General features: G+C 45.7%; 17 protein-coding genes and 1 other RNA gene. 10 read left to right on the forward strand and 8 right to left on the reverse strand.

The genetic code is table 11. The features are described 5' to 3' along the window. Positions 1-37: 37 nt before the first annotated feature. The 4 genes from BLS14_RS00375 to BLS14_RS00390 form a co-directional block, all read right to left on the reverse strand. Entirely contained in the window at positions 38-1399 is a 1362-nt protein-coding gene (locus BLS14_RS00375) for an MATE family efflux transporter (protein WP_090950166.1), read from the reverse strand. Between the two features lie 205 nt (positions 1400-1604). Continuing rightward, positions 1605-2786 carry a putative glycoside hydrolase gene (locus BLS14_RS00380; RefSeq protein ID WP_079694852.1) on the reverse strand — a complete coding sequence of 394 codons (1182 nt, stop codon included), beginning with the start codon at positions 2784-2786 and terminating at the stop codon, positions 1605-1607. Between the two features lie 161 nt (positions 2787-2947). Next, positions 2948-3136, reverse strand: a complete 189-nt coding sequence (locus BLS14_RS00385) for a hypothetical protein (RefSeq protein ID WP_170867818.1) — start codon at positions 3134-3136, stop codon at positions 2948-2950. 175 nt (positions 3137-3311) lie between these two features. Beyond that, positions 3312-4124 carry a YitT family protein gene (locus BLS14_RS00390; RefSeq protein ID WP_371121400.1) on the reverse strand — a complete coding sequence of 271 codons (813 nt, stop codon included), beginning with the start codon at positions 4122-4124 and terminating at the stop codon, positions 3312-3314. Between the two features lie 314 nt (positions 4125-4438). Between BLS14_RS00390 and BLS14_RS00395 the strand changes: the two genes are divergently transcribed. From BLS14_RS00395 to BLS14_RS00410, 4 genes are all read left to right on the forward strand, one after another. Beyond that, positions 4439-6031 (forward strand): degradosome RNA helicase CshA, encoded by a 1593-nt coding sequence (locus BLS14_RS00395; protein WP_063564799.1) that lies wholly within the window; start codon positions 4439-4441, stop codon positions 6029-6031. Between the two features lie 183 nt (positions 6032-6214). Then, positions 6215-7051, forward strand: coding sequence for a YesL family protein (locus tag BLS14_RS00400; RefSeq protein ID WP_063564798.1), 837 nt, complete (start codon positions 6215-6217; stop codon positions 7049-7051). A gap of 51 nt (positions 7052-7102) precedes the next feature. Next, positions 7103-7294: non-coding RNA, 6S RNA (ssrS, locus tag BLS14_RS00405), on the forward strand. 186 nt (positions 7295-7480) lie between these two features. Further along, positions 7481-7873 carry a DUF1499 domain-containing protein gene (locus BLS14_RS00410; RefSeq protein ID WP_024629239.1) on the forward strand — a complete coding sequence of 131 codons (393 nt, stop codon included), beginning with the start codon at positions 7481-7483 and terminating at the stop codon, positions 7871-7873. A 73-nt stretch (positions 7874-7946) separates the two neighbouring features. On the opposite strand, the gene tpx is transcribed toward BLS14_RS00410, so the two are convergent. Then, on the reverse strand, positions 7947-8465 hold the full coding sequence (gene tpx / locus BLS14_RS00415; RefSeq protein ID WP_076292035.1) for a thiol peroxidase: 519 nt from the start codon (positions 8463-8465) through the stop codon (positions 7947-7949). A gap of 148 nt (positions 8466-8613) precedes the next feature. Between tpx and BLS14_RS00420 the strand changes: the two genes are divergently transcribed. Continuing rightward, a complete protein-coding gene (locus BLS14_RS00420; RefSeq protein WP_063564796.1) occupies positions 8614-9240 on the forward strand; it encodes a rhomboid family intramembrane serine protease in 627 nt (208 codons plus the stop codon). Positions 9241-9310: 70 nt separating this feature from the next. Then, positions 9311-10222 carry a glutamate biosynthesis transcriptional regulator GltC gene (locus BLS14_RS00425; protein WP_024629242.1) on the forward strand — a complete coding sequence of 304 codons (912 nt, stop codon included), beginning with the start codon at positions 9311-9313 and terminating at the stop codon, positions 10220-10222. Positions 10223-10256: 34 nt separating this feature from the next. Here BLS14_RS00425 and BLS14_RS00430 read toward each other — a convergent pair whose 3' ends face one another. Together BLS14_RS00430 and BLS14_RS00435 are read right to left on the reverse strand one after the other, a co-directional pair. After that, entirely contained in the window at positions 10257-10937 is a 681-nt protein-coding gene (locus BLS14_RS00430) for a zinc metallopeptidase (RefSeq protein WP_063564795.1), read from the reverse strand. A 29-nt stretch (positions 10938-10966) separates the two neighbouring features. Beyond that, positions 10967-11395, reverse strand: a complete 429-nt coding sequence (locus tag BLS14_RS00435) for a MerR family transcriptional regulator (RefSeq protein ID WP_063564944.1) — start codon at positions 11393-11395, stop codon at positions 10967-10969. A 354-nt stretch (positions 11396-11749) separates the two neighbouring features. On the opposite strand from BLS14_RS00435, the gene BLS14_RS00440 reads away from it, so the two are divergent. Genes BLS14_RS00440 through BLS14_RS00450 form a run of 3 tightly spaced genes read left to right on the forward strand, consistent with a single transcriptional unit; the run spans position 11750 to position 15012 of the window. Further along, positions 11750-13150, forward strand: a complete 1401-nt coding sequence (locus BLS14_RS00440) for an ammonium transporter (RefSeq protein WP_063564794.1) — start codon at positions 11750-11752, stop codon at positions 13148-13150. Between the two features lie 33 nt (positions 13151-13183). Next, entirely contained in the window at positions 13184-14278 is a 1095-nt protein-coding gene (locus BLS14_RS00445; RefSeq protein WP_371121402.1) for a DUF294 nucleotidyltransferase-like domain-containing protein, read from the forward strand. Further along, positions 14275-15012, forward strand: coding sequence for an exonuclease domain-containing protein (locus tag BLS14_RS00450; protein WP_063564793.1), 738 nt, complete (start codon positions 14275-14277; stop codon positions 15010-15012). The genes BLS14_RS00445 and BLS14_RS00450 overlap by 4 nt, the downstream gene beginning before the upstream one ends. On the opposite strand, the gene BLS14_RS00455 is transcribed toward BLS14_RS00450, so the two are convergent. Further along, positions 14998-15486 (reverse strand): M67 family metallopeptidase, encoded by a 489-nt coding sequence (locus BLS14_RS00455; RefSeq protein ID WP_090948945.1) that lies wholly within the window; start codon positions 15484-15486, stop codon positions 14998-15000. The two genes, BLS14_RS00450 and BLS14_RS00455, sit on opposite strands and share 15 nt — an antisense overlap. Positions 15487-15670: 184 nt before the next feature. On the opposite strand from BLS14_RS00455, the gene BLS14_RS00460 reads away from it, so the two are divergent. Beyond that, entirely contained in the window at positions 15671-16222 is a 552-nt protein-coding gene (locus BLS14_RS00460) for a TlpA family protein disulfide reductase (protein WP_064640973.1), read from the forward strand. Positions 16223-16292: the final 70 nt, after the last annotated feature.

Raw genomic sequence — 16292 nt, forward strand, 5'->3', positions numbered from 1 at the left:
ATTTACAGCGGGCTGTGCTCTCTTTGTTATATTTCCATTATTTATTTTCAGCCATACGAACCGAGGCTTGCTTCTGCACAAGGAACAATCTCCAGAGAAGCGCCGTTGCTCCAACGGCGAGGCCGGCAATGAGTCCAACCCAGTATCCAAAGGCACCGAGTGAAGTATACGTAGCCGTGATGTAGCCGACAGGTAGACCGATGATCCAGTACGCGACAAACGTTATGATCAATGCAGGGTTCACGTCCTTGTAGCCCCGAAGTGCTCCCTGCGTTGGGGTGGCAATGGCATCAGAGATTTGAAAGAAGATGGCGTAAATCAGGAAATGCTGTGTCAAAGCAATAACCTCTTGATCATTCGAGTACACGCCTGCAATTTGTTCCCCGAATACCAGTAATACCACAGCTGTTAACAGAGAGAGCCCAATGGCACCTCCGATACCCAGGAGACTATATTGCTTTGCGTCTCTCACACGCCCTGCACCCGCCTCATAGCCCACAAGAATTGTAAGGGCCATACATATACTCACAGGCAGCATATACAGCGTAGAAGCGAAATTCAGGGCTGCCTGGTGGGCAGCAATCGTAATAGTGTCGAACCGGCTCATTAATAATGTGACTGCTGCAAAGATGGAAGTTTCAAAAAAAGTAGCGAAACCGATGGGAACGCCGATCTTGAGCAGCTCTTTCCATTTGGTCAATGAAATTTTGGGCATTTTCCGAAAGATACCATATTGGGCAAAGGGCTCAATCCGGTGTACGAAAAAGAGGCTGAGGAGAAAAATGAGCCAATATGTACTTGCTGTAGCCACACCTGCTCCAACACCTCCCAGTTGTGGGAAGCCCCAACGTCCGAAGATAAGTAAATAGTTCAGGAAGATGTTTACTGGCAGCGAAACCAGCGTAATCATCATGGTGATCCGTGTCTGTCCCAGTGCATCCATAAAACTCCGCAGCACAGTGTAGCCGAAAAGGGGGATAACCCCAAAAGCCAAAGCACACAGGAAATAGAAGGCGACTTGGGCAACTCGGGGCTCCAAAGGCATTCCGTTTAGAATCGGACTGAGCAGCAATGTGCCTGCTGCAAGAACGACGATTCCGACCGCCACACCGAGATATAAGGCTTGAATGACGCTATGACCAATCTTGTCATTACGCTTCGAACCGAGCAGGTGGGAGACGACAGGTGTAATGCCAATCAGAATACCACTTAGTCCTGTCTGCACCGGCAACCACAGACTTGTGCCAATGGCGACACCCGCGAGATCAGCAGGGGAGAACTTGCCTGACATATTGGTATCGAAAAAAGACATGGCAGAGAGGGCGATTTGTGTGGTGAAGATGGGTAGAAATATAATCAGGAATTGCTTTAGTTTTTGAGAAAAGCTGGTGGTGGTCATGTTCACTGGCAGTGCCTCACTATTCTTAAGAGTTATCACTAAACTGTCATGTACGGACAGCTATTTATTGTAGTGGATTTTGCCTGATTTGAATAGGGAGGGGAACGTGGTTATACGGAAGGTAAGATTGAGAGCATAGTAAAAAACCTCGCTCCGAGAATACGGAACGAGGTTATTGGAGTAAAGTGAACAAAAAAAGAGTGCATTATTTATAGTTTACATCTGGTGTATATCGATTGGAGGCATTCCAGAGCAGGTACTCATCCACATCCATGTCTTTCATCGCGCGAATTTGGTCCTCTACCTGTTTTTTGCCGTATTTGATGTAATGTCCACTGCCTAACCAGCTTGCTGTAAAGTCCTGAATCCATGGGCGGATAACGGGTTTCAGTTCCTTGGTTGGATCCAGTTTCTTATGTGTATCTTTCATGGAGCCTTTGATGGTTGTATAGGGATCTTTGTCAGGGTCCTTCACACCGTACCAGCCGGTGGAGTAATGACTCGGGTAAACCATCGGTGAGATGACATCCACGTTTTCAGATATCTTCACAAAATCCTGTCCAATACCCTCGGCTGCTGGAACAGAGGCGGCGTAACCGAATATATCAACCGAGACTCGAACACCCAGCGGTGCGAGCTCCTTGCGTGCATACTGCACGAATTCGGCTACAATGTCGACCCGGGACTTGTCAGACTTGGTGTATTTCAATGCGTCTGCACGCGTTTCAAAACCTTCCGGAAAACGAACATAGTCGAACTGGATTTCCTTAAATCCTAATTTAGCAGCTTCCTTGGCAATCTCTATATTGTAATCCCATACTTCCTTGCTGTAGGGATTCACGAAGCTGTCGCCTTTACCATTGGCCCATACAGAACCGTCCTTATTGCGGAAAGAGAGCTCCGGATTTTTCTTGGCGAGAATCGTATCCTTGAAAACTACCACTCGTGCGATCGGGTAAACATCGTGTTTTTGCAGACGTTTCATCAAGGCATCAATATCACGGATAAAAGGCTGAGATTTGCCCATTTCCTGTAACGTCTTGTTCTCCGTAGGGTAAGTTATGTATCCGAGATCGTCCTTGATATCAATGACCATGGAATTGAGCTCTGTGTTATCCATCAGATCGAGTAATGATGTCATCCGTGCACCACCGGCGCTGTAAGCCGTCACATAGATGCCTTTGACAACGGGTGCATCGGGTTGTGGGTCAATTTTTGCAGGTGGGTTATCCGCATCAATAACGACTTGATCTTTTTGAGATTGAATGATGGCGGTGTTGAAACTGTTTGTTAATGATTGAAAGGGTTGATTCCCTTGATCAGCTGTAGCTGGTGTACCACTGAAGGTTCCCCAGGCCATAGCCAGTAAAGCCCAAAACATGTTCATTCATTTCCACTCCCCTATGTGCATTCCATGTTTGAATTATACAATAAAGCCTCTGGGCTTTTAACCATATTATTCAAGTGATGAAACACATGGGGAAAATGAAAACCGCTTCCTGTTGAGGGGTAACCCCCACAAGAAGCGGCGTGATCAATCTAAAAAAATTATTGAATGTAGATCTCATTTTGATGCTCACAAATACTGTACTGAATGATTTCCATTGCGTCTCCCTGTTCCAGGATGCCCAGCCCATCCCGGAGAACAATCAGTGAGTCGAGCTCATTCGGTTTTAAGAAAGGGAGCATTTCCGGGCACCATTTGTTGACGATTTCAAACAGTTTTACCGTTTCCATATCCACAATAATCACCCTTCCCTACTCGAATTCCAAAATGGTAAGTCATTCGGCGCGATTCGGAAAAGCACATGGTTCTGTGAAATTGAAGGGCACATTCTGCTATACAACATATTTAGGAGCCGTACACCGTTATTATACCACAATGTTTAGAATTGTTAACCGTACATCTGTCTCAACTTCGGCGGAAAGAGCCCATAACTCCAACCGTTTCCACAATATTAACAAAGGCGTTCGGATCCGTTTCCTTGATAATTCGTTTGATTTCAACGAGTTCGTAGCGAGTAGTCACTGTCATTAACATGTCCTTTTCGATGTCTGTATATGCTCCCTGGGTTTTGATTTTGGTGACCCCACGAGGGCGAACAAGCAATTTTTTCAACATCGCTTCGGTTTCATTGGTAATAATGTACAATGTGACTTTGACATGGCTGATATGAATCAGATCCAGCACTTTACCTGTGATATAAATCGATACCATGGAGGCAAGCGCGATGTTCCAGTCATCATTCAGATAGCCTGCCAGCATAATAATGGCTCCGTTCATGCCAGCCATTACCGTACCGATCGGGAAATCACGATTACGAGTGAAAATGGAACCAACAATGTCCAGCCCGCCCGTCGAGCCGCCGACTCGGAAAGAAACTCCGGTACCTAGTCCCACTAACACGCCGCCAAATACACAGCTCAGAAGGGGATCTGTTGCCACAGCAAAAACAGGCAGAAGCGCGATGAACCATGAAGTGGCTGCTACCGAAACAATACTTAATGTAATGAAGCGTCGTCCAAGAATAAACCAACCTGCAATGAGCAGAGGGATGTTCAGAACAAAATACATTATACTAAGATTCAAATTCGTAAAATAGCCAAGAAGCATGGAAATACCGGATACCCCGCCGCTAAGAAGCTGATGGGGAACCAAAAACCAGTTGAAGCCGCAGGCAATAGCTGCAGCACCCAATACGATCACTAAAAAGTGCCAAATCATTTTGGGCAATTTAATCACCTCATTTATATTTAAAGCCAGATTGCTGGTAATCTTGAATTGTTTTGTGATATAATAATTTGTGGATATTCTTGAGTAGGAAACTTTTCCTAAATGGAGCAATAAAATTTTGAAATGTTTCAAACACATGTATGTAGTTTTAGTCTTATGTTTGGGACCCATTCATGGAATTATATTCGTTCGTGAAAATAATTTGGCTTGATGGGATACCCTATAAATATTAACGCTACTTAAGAATACAGACAACAAAGTGGATTGTCCACCATGTCCACCATATAAAAGGAGCATGAATAATTTTGACAAATTTAAATTTCACAGATTTCAATCTTGAACCACTGGTGCTGCAAGCCATCACTGAGCTCGGGTTTGAAGAAGCAACACCGATCCAATCCAAAGCGATTCCTTTGGCACTCGAAGGCAGAGATTTGATTGGTCAAGCACAAACAGGTACGGGTAAAACAGCTGCATTCGGTATTCCGTTGATCAGCAAAATCACTAAAAGTGACGAGAAAATCCGCGCCCTCATTATGGCACCTACACGTGAACTTGCAATCCAAGTTGCTGAAGAAATCGAAAAACTCACTCGCTTCAAAGGTCTGCGCTCCCTGCCAATCTACGGCGGACAAGATATCGTTCGTCAGATTCGTGCATTGAAAAGAAAACCACAGATTATTATTGGTACACCTGGACGTCTCCTTGACCACATCAACCGCAAAACAATTAAACTTGATGATGTACAAACTGTTGTATTGGATGAAGCAGATGAAATGCTCGACATGGGTTTCATGGAGGATATTCAATCCATCCTGAAACAAGTTCCAGACGAGCGCCAAACAATGCTGTTCTCAGCAACAATGCCTCCTAACATTCAAAAATTGGCACAACAATTCTTGAACAATCCTGAGCACATTTCTGTGATCCCGAAACATGTTAGTGCACCATTGATTGACCAATCCTATATCGAAGTACCTGAGCGTCAAAAATTCGAAGCACTTAGCCGTTTGTTGGATATGGAATCTCCTGAGCTGGCGATCGTATTCGGACGTACAAAACGTCGTGTTGACGAATTGGCTGAAGCTTTGCAAAAACGTGGATATTCTGCAGACGGTCTTCATGGTGACTTGTCCCAGAATCAACGTGATGCGGTAATGCGTAAGTTCCGTGACGGCAGCATTGACGTTCTCGTTGCAACAGACGTGGCTGCACGTGGTCTTGATGTATCCGGCGTAACTCACGTTGTGAACTTTGACCTTCCGCAAGATCCGGAGAGCTATGTTCACCGTATCGGCCGTACAGGTCGTGCGGGTAAAGAGGGTGCTGCATGGTCTTTCGTTACTCCGCGTGAGATCGACCACCTGCACTTTATCGAGCGTGTAACACGTCACCGTATTCCGCGCAAACCACTGCCAACAATGGCTGAGGCTGTAGAAGGAAAACAACGTTTGACAGCTGAGCGTTTGCTCGAAATCGTACAATCTGGCGAACTGAACGAATACAAAGGTATCGCGATTCAAATGCTTGAGCAATATGATTCTGTTCAACTGTTGTCAGCTGCTCTGAAGCTCCTGACAGGTGACAAAAAAGATGCTCAAGTTGATCTGACTCCTGAAGATCCGATCCGTGCAAAACGTCGTAAACCGGATGTTCGCTCTGGCGGACGCAAACCATCTGGTTACAGCGGCAACCGCAGCAGCAGTGGTGGTGGCGGTAGTTACAACCGTGATCGCAACAGCAGTGGCGGCGGACGTGGTGGATACAACCGCGATCGTAACAGCAGTGGAACTGGAAGTGGAAGTGGAAGCAGAGAAGGTGGTTACAACCGTGACCGCAAACCGCGTCCAAGCAACAACGAAGGACGTCGTCCTGCCAAAGATTCTTCTTTCGAATAATATACAAGTGTGAACTGGAAAATGGGGCAGGGCGACTGCTCCATTTTTTTATGTGCAGATTATGCCAAACCAGTGAGCCGTCGATCTCTTTTCGGGAAGGGCTGGCTTTTCCTATCTATAATAAGGTATATTAATATTATTAGAATTAAGGCTAGACGCAAGGCTGCGGAGGAGGAGAATTGTTTGGAATTTAAAGGAGCTATGGGTGGGATCTACCGACTTACAGAGTGGATTACGAGACTGGCCGCAACCAATCTGTTGTGGGCTATTTGTTCGTCTCCGTTCTTGTTTTTCTTGTTTATGAAACTGCTCGTGATGCAGCAGAACCTGGCTAACGAATCACTACAAATGAACTGGGCTATAGCCATTGTGGCACCGCTTACACTATTTCCGGCAACGTCGGCGCTGTTTACGGTTGTTCGTAAATGGAATATGGGTGATACGGACGTGCCGATCTTCCGTACTTTCTTCGTAGGTTACAAAGAGAACTACAAGCAGAGTTTAATCGGAGGCATCTTCTATACATTGCTGTTTGCCATCATGTATCTGGATTACACAGTATACATGACACAATTCAAGAATATGCAGCTGGTTGGAATTATTATGCTCGTACTGTTGCTGCTGCTCTTTGTTTCTCTCTTTAACTTCTTCTCGATGGTTGTACATTACCACATGTCCATCGGATTGATTATCAAAAATGCGGTTCTATTGACGCTGATTAGACCATTCCGTGTATTTTCCACGTTGTTGGGAAGTGGATTGTTGTTCTATATCGGTTTTCGTTATCCGGTCTTGTTCATCTTCTTCATTATTAGTATTGTTGCCTGGTTTGCTTTCTTCAACTTCTACGCAACGTTTAATAAGATGCAGGAGCAGATGGAGAAGATGCAGCTGAAGAAAGAAGAAGAGGAAGCTGCACAAGCCGCTGAACAGGCAGGGGAGTCAGTTGAGACGATAGAGACGGCTGAACCATCTGAGCTTAAATCATCTGACGAAAAACACGATAATCTCCAAAAATAAAACATGAGCTGTCACCATTTACTTTTTACACAGTTAGGGATATAATAATTGTACATCCTGCGATGTACGTTTCGGTTATTCGTTGTTTTGAACCAATGATGATGTCTTCGGGAGATCAATACAGAATGTTGCTGAAACGCCCTGTCTATATGACATGGGGACTTCAAAAAACATTTTTGCGGCCACCCACCTGCCAAGCAGGTTCATAAGACAATGTAGCCGGACGGCATAGGCGGGTTCCTATTTTATCATGTACAGCACCCTGACTCTTTCCTCTAATCGAGGAATTTCAGGGTGCTTTTTATTTGAGCTTATTTTGTTGAATAGGCTGTATTTTGTTAAAAGTGTCGCTTGCCCTTTTGTTACTACATGAACAATGTTACACTAGTATACATAAATGGAACGGTTACATTCAAAGGAGGAAGGGTCTTGACCTTAAAGAGAACGCTCGTCGGTATCATCCGCAGCATGGAGGGAACCAGCGATCGAGCCAAGGATCCCAAATTAAAAACACGGTATTATAACTTATCCAAAGACAGAGCCTGGGAAGAGGTTTCTTCGACACTCAAAAAAATTCCGGGTTATAAAGTGCTGCATGAAGTGCCTTCTGTAGGAGAGGTCATACTGGAGAAGCGGACTACCTTTGGACGGACGATGGATATTACGGTTTCCATTATATCGGTAAGTCCTGTACGCAGTGCGGTCGATATGTATTCGGCTTCACGTGGTTCACTTGGAGATCTGGGTTCTAATTATCGCACGATCATGAACTTGTTCTCCGTATTGGATAAGAAGCTAAGTAAGTATAAGTCAAATGATTGAAATAGATGGGTGAATAACAAAAAGCGAGAGAAGGTTAACCTTCCTCGCTTTTGTTCTGAACGTGAACTACCTTTTACAGCAAGGCTTTTACAGCGGAAATCGCTTGCTCGAAGTTAGGGGAGTCTGTCATTTCAGGCAGATATTCCACATATGTAATTCGGTCTTCAGCATCCAGCACGAAGATGGAGCGCATGTCCAATTGGAATTCTTTGATCAGAACACCATAGTCTTCACCGAATGAACGTGTTTTGTAATCAGACAGTGTTACGACGCGATCAACTCCGGCTGCTCCACACCAGCGTGCTTGTGCAAATGGGAGGTCAACGCTTACTGTCAATACGACAACATTGTCTCCAAGATCTCCTGCTTCAACGTTGAAGCGACGGGTTTGGGCATCGCATACGCCAGTATCCAGTGAAGGAACAACGCTGATTAATTTGATTTTACCTGCGAAGTCTTTCAAGGATGCATCTTCAACCAGGTTTTTACTCAGTGTAAAATTGGGTGCTTGATCGCCCACTTTCAATTCGGGTCCGATCAATGTAATAGGGTTGCCTTTAAAGGTGGCTGCGCCTGTACGTTCTTGTGCCATAATAATGTTCCTCCTTATAAGTTGGTGATCCGTGCCAAAATCCATTATAATCTTTTATGAAAGGCATTGTCCAATTCGGACGAAGGATCATTAGAATGGGTCAGACTTACAGGCCGATCTGAACAGGGTGGAGTGAAAGCAGAAACTTATGATATTTATAAGGTATGAGAACTGGAAAAGTTATTTGAAATTTTTTCCTTTGACGTCGATTCTTTTAATTGCCAATGTTGTTATGTTTATTGTATTGAGTTTGAACGGTGGTTCCACAAACAGTATGACGCTGCTTAAGTTTGGAGCGCTTGTTAACCACGAGTTATTTGCAGCAGATTGGTGGCGTTACATTACGTCCATGTTCTTGCATGCTGGTTTCAGTCATTTGTTGTTTAACAGCTTTGCTCTCATCGTATTTGCACCACCAATGGAACGGCTGCTTGGGTCGGTAAGATATGGTGTGTTGTACTTGGGTGGAGGCATTCTGGGCAACATTCTGGCTGTTGCGTGGTATAACTCGGTTGGAGCGACGACAATCTCGGTGGGTGCTTCAGGAGCAATCTATGCAATCTATGGTGCGTTTCTGTATGTAGCTTTGTTCCAGCGGACAATGATGGACGAGACCTCACGTAAAACGTTGTATACACTGCTTGTATTCGGAATTATTTTTTCCTTTGCCATGACAGGCATTAACTGGATGGCGCATTTGGGGGGGTTGTTAGGTGGATTCTTCATTTATGGACTTCTCATCCGCTTGTGGAAACCCCGCAGCTTTAAGCAGTAGTCGGATTGATCTGAAGACGGAATGCAATCAAGGATAAGTAGGGTATAGCAGATTGGAGAGATCAGTGGCAGTGGAATTAAGACAGTTGCATTACTTTTTGAAAGTGGCACAGAAGGAGCATGTTACGCAGGCGGCGGAGGAATTGCACGTAGCGCAGTCTGCGGTGAGTCGTCAGATTCATCAGCTGGAGGAAGAACTGGGAGTAGACCTCTTTATGCAAAAAGGGCGAAATCTGCAGTTGACCGCCGTTGGGCAGCTCTTTTGCAAACGGGTTGAAGGTATATTGAAAGATCTGGACAAAGCGGTCGGGGAGGTTCATGAGTTTCTCGACCCGGAGCATGGTGAAATTCGTATCGGTTTTCCTCATAGTCTCGGTATTCACTTGATTCCTTCGGTTGTAGCAGCGTTCCGTCAGCGTTATCCTAACGTCAAATTCAGATTCAAGCAAGGCATGTTCCCAACGCTCATTCGTGATGTGTTATCGGCTGAAGTGGACTTGGCATTTATATCTCCATTTCCGGAAAAGCACGACCAGGTAGATGGTGACATTGTGCTTACGGAAGAACTGCATGCAATCCTTCCGCCCAATCATCCATTGGCTGGTGAAGAGAGCATTGCGTTAGAGCAACTTAAAGATGATAAGTTTGTATTATTCAGTAAAGGGTATTCTCTGCGTCCGATTGTTTGGCACGCATGTCTTGAAGCAGGGTTTACGCCCAAGATTGCTTTTGAGGGTGAAGAGACGGATACCATTCGTGGGCTGGTTGCCGCTGGTATGGGAGTGAGTTTACTGCCAGAAATGGCCCTTTTCCAGACGAATCCGCTGCAACCGGCACATGTAGCCATTTCTCATCCCAAAGTCACGCGTACGATTGGGTTGATCCATCGAGCGGATGACAAGCTTCCGCTTGTTGCGCAGTCATTTCGTTCATTCTTGCTTAATTATTTCGGTTTACAGCAAAACAATACCCCATCCGATTAACGGTGGGGTATTGTTTTTTTGTTTTTGTATTGAATTAGTCGCGGCTATTGAAAATTCCGATGTAACGAACCAGTTCCAGCAATGAGATTAACGCTGCAGCGACGTAAGTTAATGCTGCGGCATTCAATACTTTGGCGACGCCTCTTTCTTCTTCGTTCCGGATATAACCTTCCGATACCATAATCTCTCTTGCGCGATTACTAGCATTAAACTCAACCGGCAACGTAATGAGTTGGAACGCAACGGTTACGGAGAAGAAAATAATACCAATACCGACAAGGTTCATTGCATTAAAGATGAATCCGGCAATGAGCAAGAAGGGCGCAAGTCCGGATGCAAAGTTGACGATCGGGAAAATCCGGTGACGTAGTGCCAACATTGGATAACTTTCCTTGTGCTGGATCGCATGGCCAACTTCGTGACACGCAACGGAGACAGCTGAGATTGAATTTTCATAATATACAGGCTCAGACAACCTTACGACACGATTGATTGGATCGTAGTGATCGGAGAGTGCTCCACGCACGGGTTCAATAGGGACGTCGTGTAGGCCATTGGAATCAAGCATGTGACGGGCAGCATCGTAACCGGTCATTCCATTCAGGTTTTTAACATTAGACCAACGATTGAATGTACTCTTAACGCGAAATTGCGCCCATAAGGAGAGCAAAAAGGCGATAATGATCAAAACGAACATACCGTTATTAAAACTCATATTCATTCCTCCGCTTTCTAAATAATAAGCTACATCATGGTGTTCTCAAGCAAGATTTTCAAAGCTTCCATCGTACCAGCACTTTTGGTGAGCAGTCCGGCCATCATCTTGCGTGCTTGTACAGGTTTCATCTCGCCTAGCAGCGGTTTAAGCTCATTCACCTCTCGCTCCAGCTGTTGCACGTGGAGCTCCAATGTTGTCAGTTTGCTGGCAACCTGTTCTTCCGTGCTCACCAGACTCCACTTCTCAAGAGATTGTTTAATCTCGTCGAGACTATATTTCTCTTGTTTCATGTGTACAATACGTTCGAGCCTGGTTAAAGTTTCATTACTATAAAGACGATAGTTTTTTTCTGTGCGCTCTTCAGGAGCGATGAGACCGAGCTTTGTGTAATAATCAATCGTCCGTTCGCTCACACCTGCAGTTTTGGCAAGTTCGCCAATCCGAAACAATTTCATATCCCCAATGATATTCACCTCGCTTGCAAGTTCAAATGTAGGGAATTGTAGATTCCAGTTGCGGCTTTGCATTACCCGCCCAATTTTTTTCTTACTATTAGTTATGATACATGATCTTTAACCATACAGTCAAACGTTACGCTTTGGCGGCTGTCAAGCTGCGTTTCTATATCTATGTACTCATGGGACATGATTATGTACTTAAGTGCAAGAAAAAGACGTATGACTTTATTCCCAGAAATATTTTTCAATTTTGCTGAAAATACTCTTGTCAACTTTCCTGTCTTCTGCTTATAATGGCATTAAGAGTTTCACGATATGTGAAGAAACTTAACATAAGAGGGAGTGGGGTATATGAGAAAGAAATGGTTGGTTTCGGTGTTAATAATGCTTACTTTATTGGCTTTCCCGGTCAGCGCATTTGCAGCTGCGGAGGGGCCGACTAACATCGAACTTCAAAGCGGTCTGAACTCAGCCTTTACGTTTCTGGCTGTTGTGCTGGTTTTCCTGATGCAAGGGGGATTTGCTTTACTTGAAGCGGGTTCAACTCGAATGAAAAACGCAGGACACATTGCGGGTAAAACAATCCTGACATTGGGAATTTCAGTTATTGCCTTCTGGGCTCTAGGCTTCGGTCTTGGTTTCGGTAATGGTAACAGTTTCTTCGGTACAACCGGATTTTTCCTGAGTGGGGACGGAATGGCTGCTTCGTTCGAATCACTGGCCTTCTCTGATGTTCCGCTAACAATCAAGTTTGTATTCCACCTTGCCTTTGCAGCGGTATCCCTGGCCATTGCCTGCGGTGGTATGGCAGAACGTGCAAAGATGAGTGTATATATCGTTTTCGGTACGCTGTACACCATTATCATGTATCCGGTTGTTGCTCACTGGGTATGGGGCGGCGGCTGGTTGGCTGAGCTTGGTATGCAAGACTTTGCAGGTTCGACGGTTGTCCACTTGACAGGTGCAACTGCCGCACTGGTAGCTACCATCTTGTTGAAGCCGCGTATCGGCAAATATAACAAAGATGGTAAACCTAACATCATTCCAGGTCATAACCAAGTTTATTCTGTACTCGGTGTAATTATCCTTTGGATCGGTTGGTTCGGTTTCAACCCAGGTAGTACATTATCTGCCATGGGTGATGGATTCTTCGGTTATGTAGCATTGACTACAAACGTAGCTGCGGCTGCTGGTGGTGTTGCAGCACTGTTGATCTCATGGGCTGTATTGGGTAAATCTGATATTCCTAGCATGCTGAACGGGGTGCTTGCGGCACTCGTTGCCATCACAGGTGCTTGTGCTTTCGTTGAACCATGGGCAGCGCTAGTTATTGGTGCTCTGGCAGGTATTATCACATTCTTCACTGCTCAATTCTTTGAGCGTAAAGGAATTGATGATCCAATCTACGCCTTCTCTGTACACGGTATTGCCGGTATGTGGGGAGCGATCTCCACAGGTTTGTTCGCAACACCAGAACTTGCTGAGAATGCAGGCGTAGGTCAAGCGGGTCTGTTCTATGGTGGTGGTTTCCACCAACTGGGCGTTCAGCTTCTGGGTCTGGCAGGGGCATTTGCCTTCGTACTGATTATGTCCTTCATTATTCTCGGTGGTATGAAAGCTATCATGGGAATCCGTGTAACAGAAGAAGAAGAAACGATGGGTCTGGATTTAAGTGAGCATGGTACTTACGGGTACCCTGAACAAATGAAAAATGTAGAAACTAAATCCAATGGCGGTACGTTCAGCTCCTAAGAGGAATGATTGCTGAATCATGCTTCAAGGAGGCTGGACATGATGGAACCCATCCCGTATATAAATCAATCCTGGTCCTATCAGGGAATAGATGGTGCGGCATCTTCTCAAGAACTGCGCCAGGCACGTGTGATATTGCAGAATGAGCTCCAGGAACTGTTGTCCGCTTCCTTGTCGCCGATTGAATGGTACCAGACGGTAAATGAACTGCATGACAGGGTTGCTCGGCGGGCAGTAGAGTTATGCATCCAGGGGATGGTAGAGGAAGGCTTAGGCCGACCTCCCGTCCCCTATGCCTTTATCGTATTTGGCAGTTCCGGCAGGCAAGAAGCGACGTTATGGAGTGATCAGGATAATGGCATGATTATCAGCGATACCCCGGATGAAGGGAAAGAGGTATATTTTGCCGAACTTGGACTTCGAATGACCGATATGTTGGAGGCACTTGGCTACGCCAAATGTGAAGGCAAAGTGATGTGCTCGGAGCCTTTATGGAGGAAAACGCTGGAGTCATGGAAGGAACAACTGAAAGCATGGGGATCGGACCTGTCATGGGAGCCGGTTCGCAATCTAATTATCGCTTCAGACATGCGTTTTGTTGCAGGTGAGCCACAGCTTGCGGAGGAATGGATTTCTGCATTTTACGAAGGATTCAGATCGGTTCCTGAGCTTTCTGATGCTGTGCTGCGCAATACCGTTAAACACAAGGCAACACTGAACATCCTCGGAAGGGTCGTAACGGAACGATTCGGTGAACATGCAGGTGGATTCGATGTGAAATACGGCTTGTATATTCCGCTGGTGAACAGTGCGCGTTTTCTGGCTTTACAGCATGGTATCAAAGAAACGTCCACGCTGAAGAGAATTCAGAGGTTGGTATCACTTGAAGCAGTTCCGCTTACTTTGCTGGATTCAGCTCAGCGAGCCTTTATGACGGCTTTGAAACTGCGACGTAGTACACCCGTTGTGATGAAACAGGGGTTACAGCATAGCGGTGGTTTCCTAAATGAGAGACAGTTGAAGGAAAAACAAATGCTTTATGAACTCCGGGATACGTTAGGGTTGGTGCGGCGAGTACATCGTGCGCTGCAAAGACAACTTCGTTTTGCAGAAAGGAGACGTCCATGAGAGAGCCGGCAAGGGGCAATACTGGATTCTGGAATTCGCTGCGCCAGGGAGGGGTTCCTTCCGCCATCGCTTCCATAATGGGAGCCCCTACGGCGCAACATATGGCGTTCATCCGTTCGATGATGAGAGAACAGCGCAGACCCGAGGTACTGCACACACCCTTGAACGAATTGAATGCTGTCGTATTCGATCTAGAAACGACGGGCTTCTCTCCTCAGCATGGGGATGAGATCCTTTCCTTTGGGGCAGTGCGTATTAATGGCGGTGTGATGCTGGAGAATGAGCAGTTCTATACGTTGGTTCAGTCCAAAGTCTCCGTTCCGGAACACATTACTGAACTGACGGGAATTACTCAGGAAATGACAATGCATGCTCCGTCGCTCCTGGAAGGCTTGCATGACTTCATGTCTTTTGTTGGCGGAAGTGTACTGGTTGCCCATGCAAGCGCGCATGATCGGGCTTTTCTGAATGCGGCCTTGTGGCGGACATCCAAAGTAAGGCTAACTCACCGGCTCATCGATACGATGATGCTGGCACGTTGGCTAGAACCGAACAGACCGGGTTATGGTCTGGATGAGTTGCTGGAATCCAAAAGCATTCCGATCTATGGACGCCACCACGCTTTGGAGGACGCCAAAATGACTGCACAGTTATGGTCCTGTTATCTGGAGGATATGTCTCGCAAAAATGTAGAAACATTGGGTGATCTGTACACCCAGTTAAGTCACGCATAGCGGGGCGGGTTGTAAGCTGTAAGATTGAATATGGCTCATTCTAATGCTCGAATCAACAGCTGCATGAATTCGATAACCATTTAGAAGCATCTTTGATTGTGTACCAGTTGTCTGATCAGGCGAGCCTATAAAATATACCTTAAGTAATCCAGCGAAAATCGGTAGGTTACGCAGATCCTCATTGGAAGGTACGGGAGTGGTTCGGGGGTGGGAGTGAAAGAGTCCGATAAGTTGTGGCTCATTGAACACACACCGGATCCATTCTGCATCATCCAATGCAAAATGGTGCAGCGGGTCAGGCGCTACGTTACGAATGGGCTGAAACCGACTAATTCGTATGCCGCCCGCTGCGGCTTCACCCAGCACAACCCCGCAGGTTTCCTGTGGCAGTGAAGCGAACATGTACTTAGACATCTCCTGTTCTACGGAGGAAGGGATGTATAAGGTGTTTTGCTGCCCGTGAAGTGCTGCCATTTGTATTCACCCCTCTCTCTTTGGCTCCTGCTTCGGCAGGAGTCCTTTTTTATTTTATTTTGTGTGACTCCGATTGTAAAATTTTAAAGGAAAAGGGTACAATATGATAGAGATCTTGAAATATCTCACATGTTAGAAGAGCGTGAATCTCAATATGTTTGATTATACAAAAGGGTGGCTGGTCATGAAACGAAATATATACATACTGCTGGGTGTTGTTTTGCTTGTGGGCATTGCTTTGGCCCAAAATGCAGATAACGGAATCGCAGCCGTGTTTAAGCAAGAGGAGCCAATGCCGACGGAGACGGGGCCTAAAGCGGGTTTACTGGCACCAGCATTCTCTTTGAAAGCCATGGATGGGAAAACCTACGCTGTAGGTGGAGCCAAGGAAAAGGCCATCTTCGTCAGTTTCTGGGCATCCTGGTGTGAACCGTGCAAGCAGGAAGCTCCTGCGCTCAATACATTGGCAGCGAAATACAAGGATAAACTGGATCTCTACGGTGTGAATGTAACTTCGTACGATAAAATCAGGGATGCCAAAGCTTTTGTAGATGAATACAAACTGACGTTCCCTATTCTGCTTGATGAAGACGGAACAGCATATGCCAAATATAACGGTTTAGCTTTTCCGACGAATGTACTGATTGATTCCCGAGGTGTCGTTCAGGAAATTATCTTGGGGATTTTGCCTGAGAAAGAGCTGGAGCGCAAAATCAAGGAGTTAATTGCGGATTAACCAAGCAAGAAGCTAGCCAAGCGAGAAGCAAAAGCGCCTGTCTTCCAATGTTTTTTGGAGACAGGCGCTT

Source organism: Paenibacillus sp. OK060 (genome assembly GCF_900101205.1).
In the GTDB taxonomy this organism is placed as follows: Bacteria; Bacillota; Bacilli; order Paenibacillales; family Paenibacillaceae; genus Paenibacillus; species Paenibacillus marchantiae.

Excerpts from the sequence above, each read along its gene's own strand:
- BLS14_RS00375 (WP_090950166.1), bottom strand. The coding sequence starts at position 1,399 with ATGACCACCACCAGCTTTTCTCAAAAACTAAAGCAATTCCTGATTATA.
- BLS14_RS00380 (WP_079694852.1), bottom strand. The coding sequence starts at position 2,786 with ATGAACATGTTTTGGGCTTTACTGGCTATGGCCTGGGGAACCTTCAGT.
- BLS14_RS00385 (WP_170867818.1), bottom strand. The coding sequence starts at position 3,136 with ATGGAAACGGTAAAACTGTTTGAAATCGTCAACAAATGGTGCCCGGAA.
- BLS14_RS00390 (WP_371121400.1), bottom strand. The coding sequence starts at position 4,124 with ATGATTTGGCACTTTTTAGTGATCGTATTGGGTGCTGCAGCTATTGCC.
- tpx (WP_076292035.1), bottom strand. The coding sequence starts at position 8,465 with ATGGCACAAGAACGTACAGGCGCAGCCACCTTTAAAGGCAACCCTATT.
- BLS14_RS00420 (WP_063564796.1), top strand. The coding sequence starts at position 8,614 with ATGATATTTATAAGGTATGAGAACTGGAAAAGTTATTTGAAATTTTTT.
- BLS14_RS00430 (WP_063564795.1), bottom strand. The coding sequence starts at position 10,937 with ATGAGTTTTAATAACGGTATGTTCGTTTTGATCATTATCGCCTTTTTG.
- BLS14_RS00435 (WP_063564944.1), bottom strand. The coding sequence starts at position 11,395 with ATGAAATTGTTTCGGATTGGCGAACTTGCCAAAACTGCAGGTGTGAGC.
- BLS14_RS00440 (WP_063564794.1), top strand. The coding sequence starts at position 11,750 with ATGAGAAAGAAATGGTTGGTTTCGGTGTTAATAATGCTTACTTTATTG.
- BLS14_RS00450 (WP_063564793.1), top strand. The coding sequence starts at position 14,275 with ATGAGAGAGCCGGCAAGGGGCAATACTGGATTCTGGAATTCGCTGCGC.
- BLS14_RS00455 (WP_090948945.1), bottom strand. The coding sequence starts at position 15,486 with ATGGCAGCACTTCACGGGCAGCAAAACACCTTATACATCCCTTCCTCC.
- BLS14_RS00460 (WP_064640973.1), top strand. The coding sequence starts at position 15,671 with ATGAAACGAAATATATACATACTGCTGGGTGTTGTTTTGCTTGTGGGC.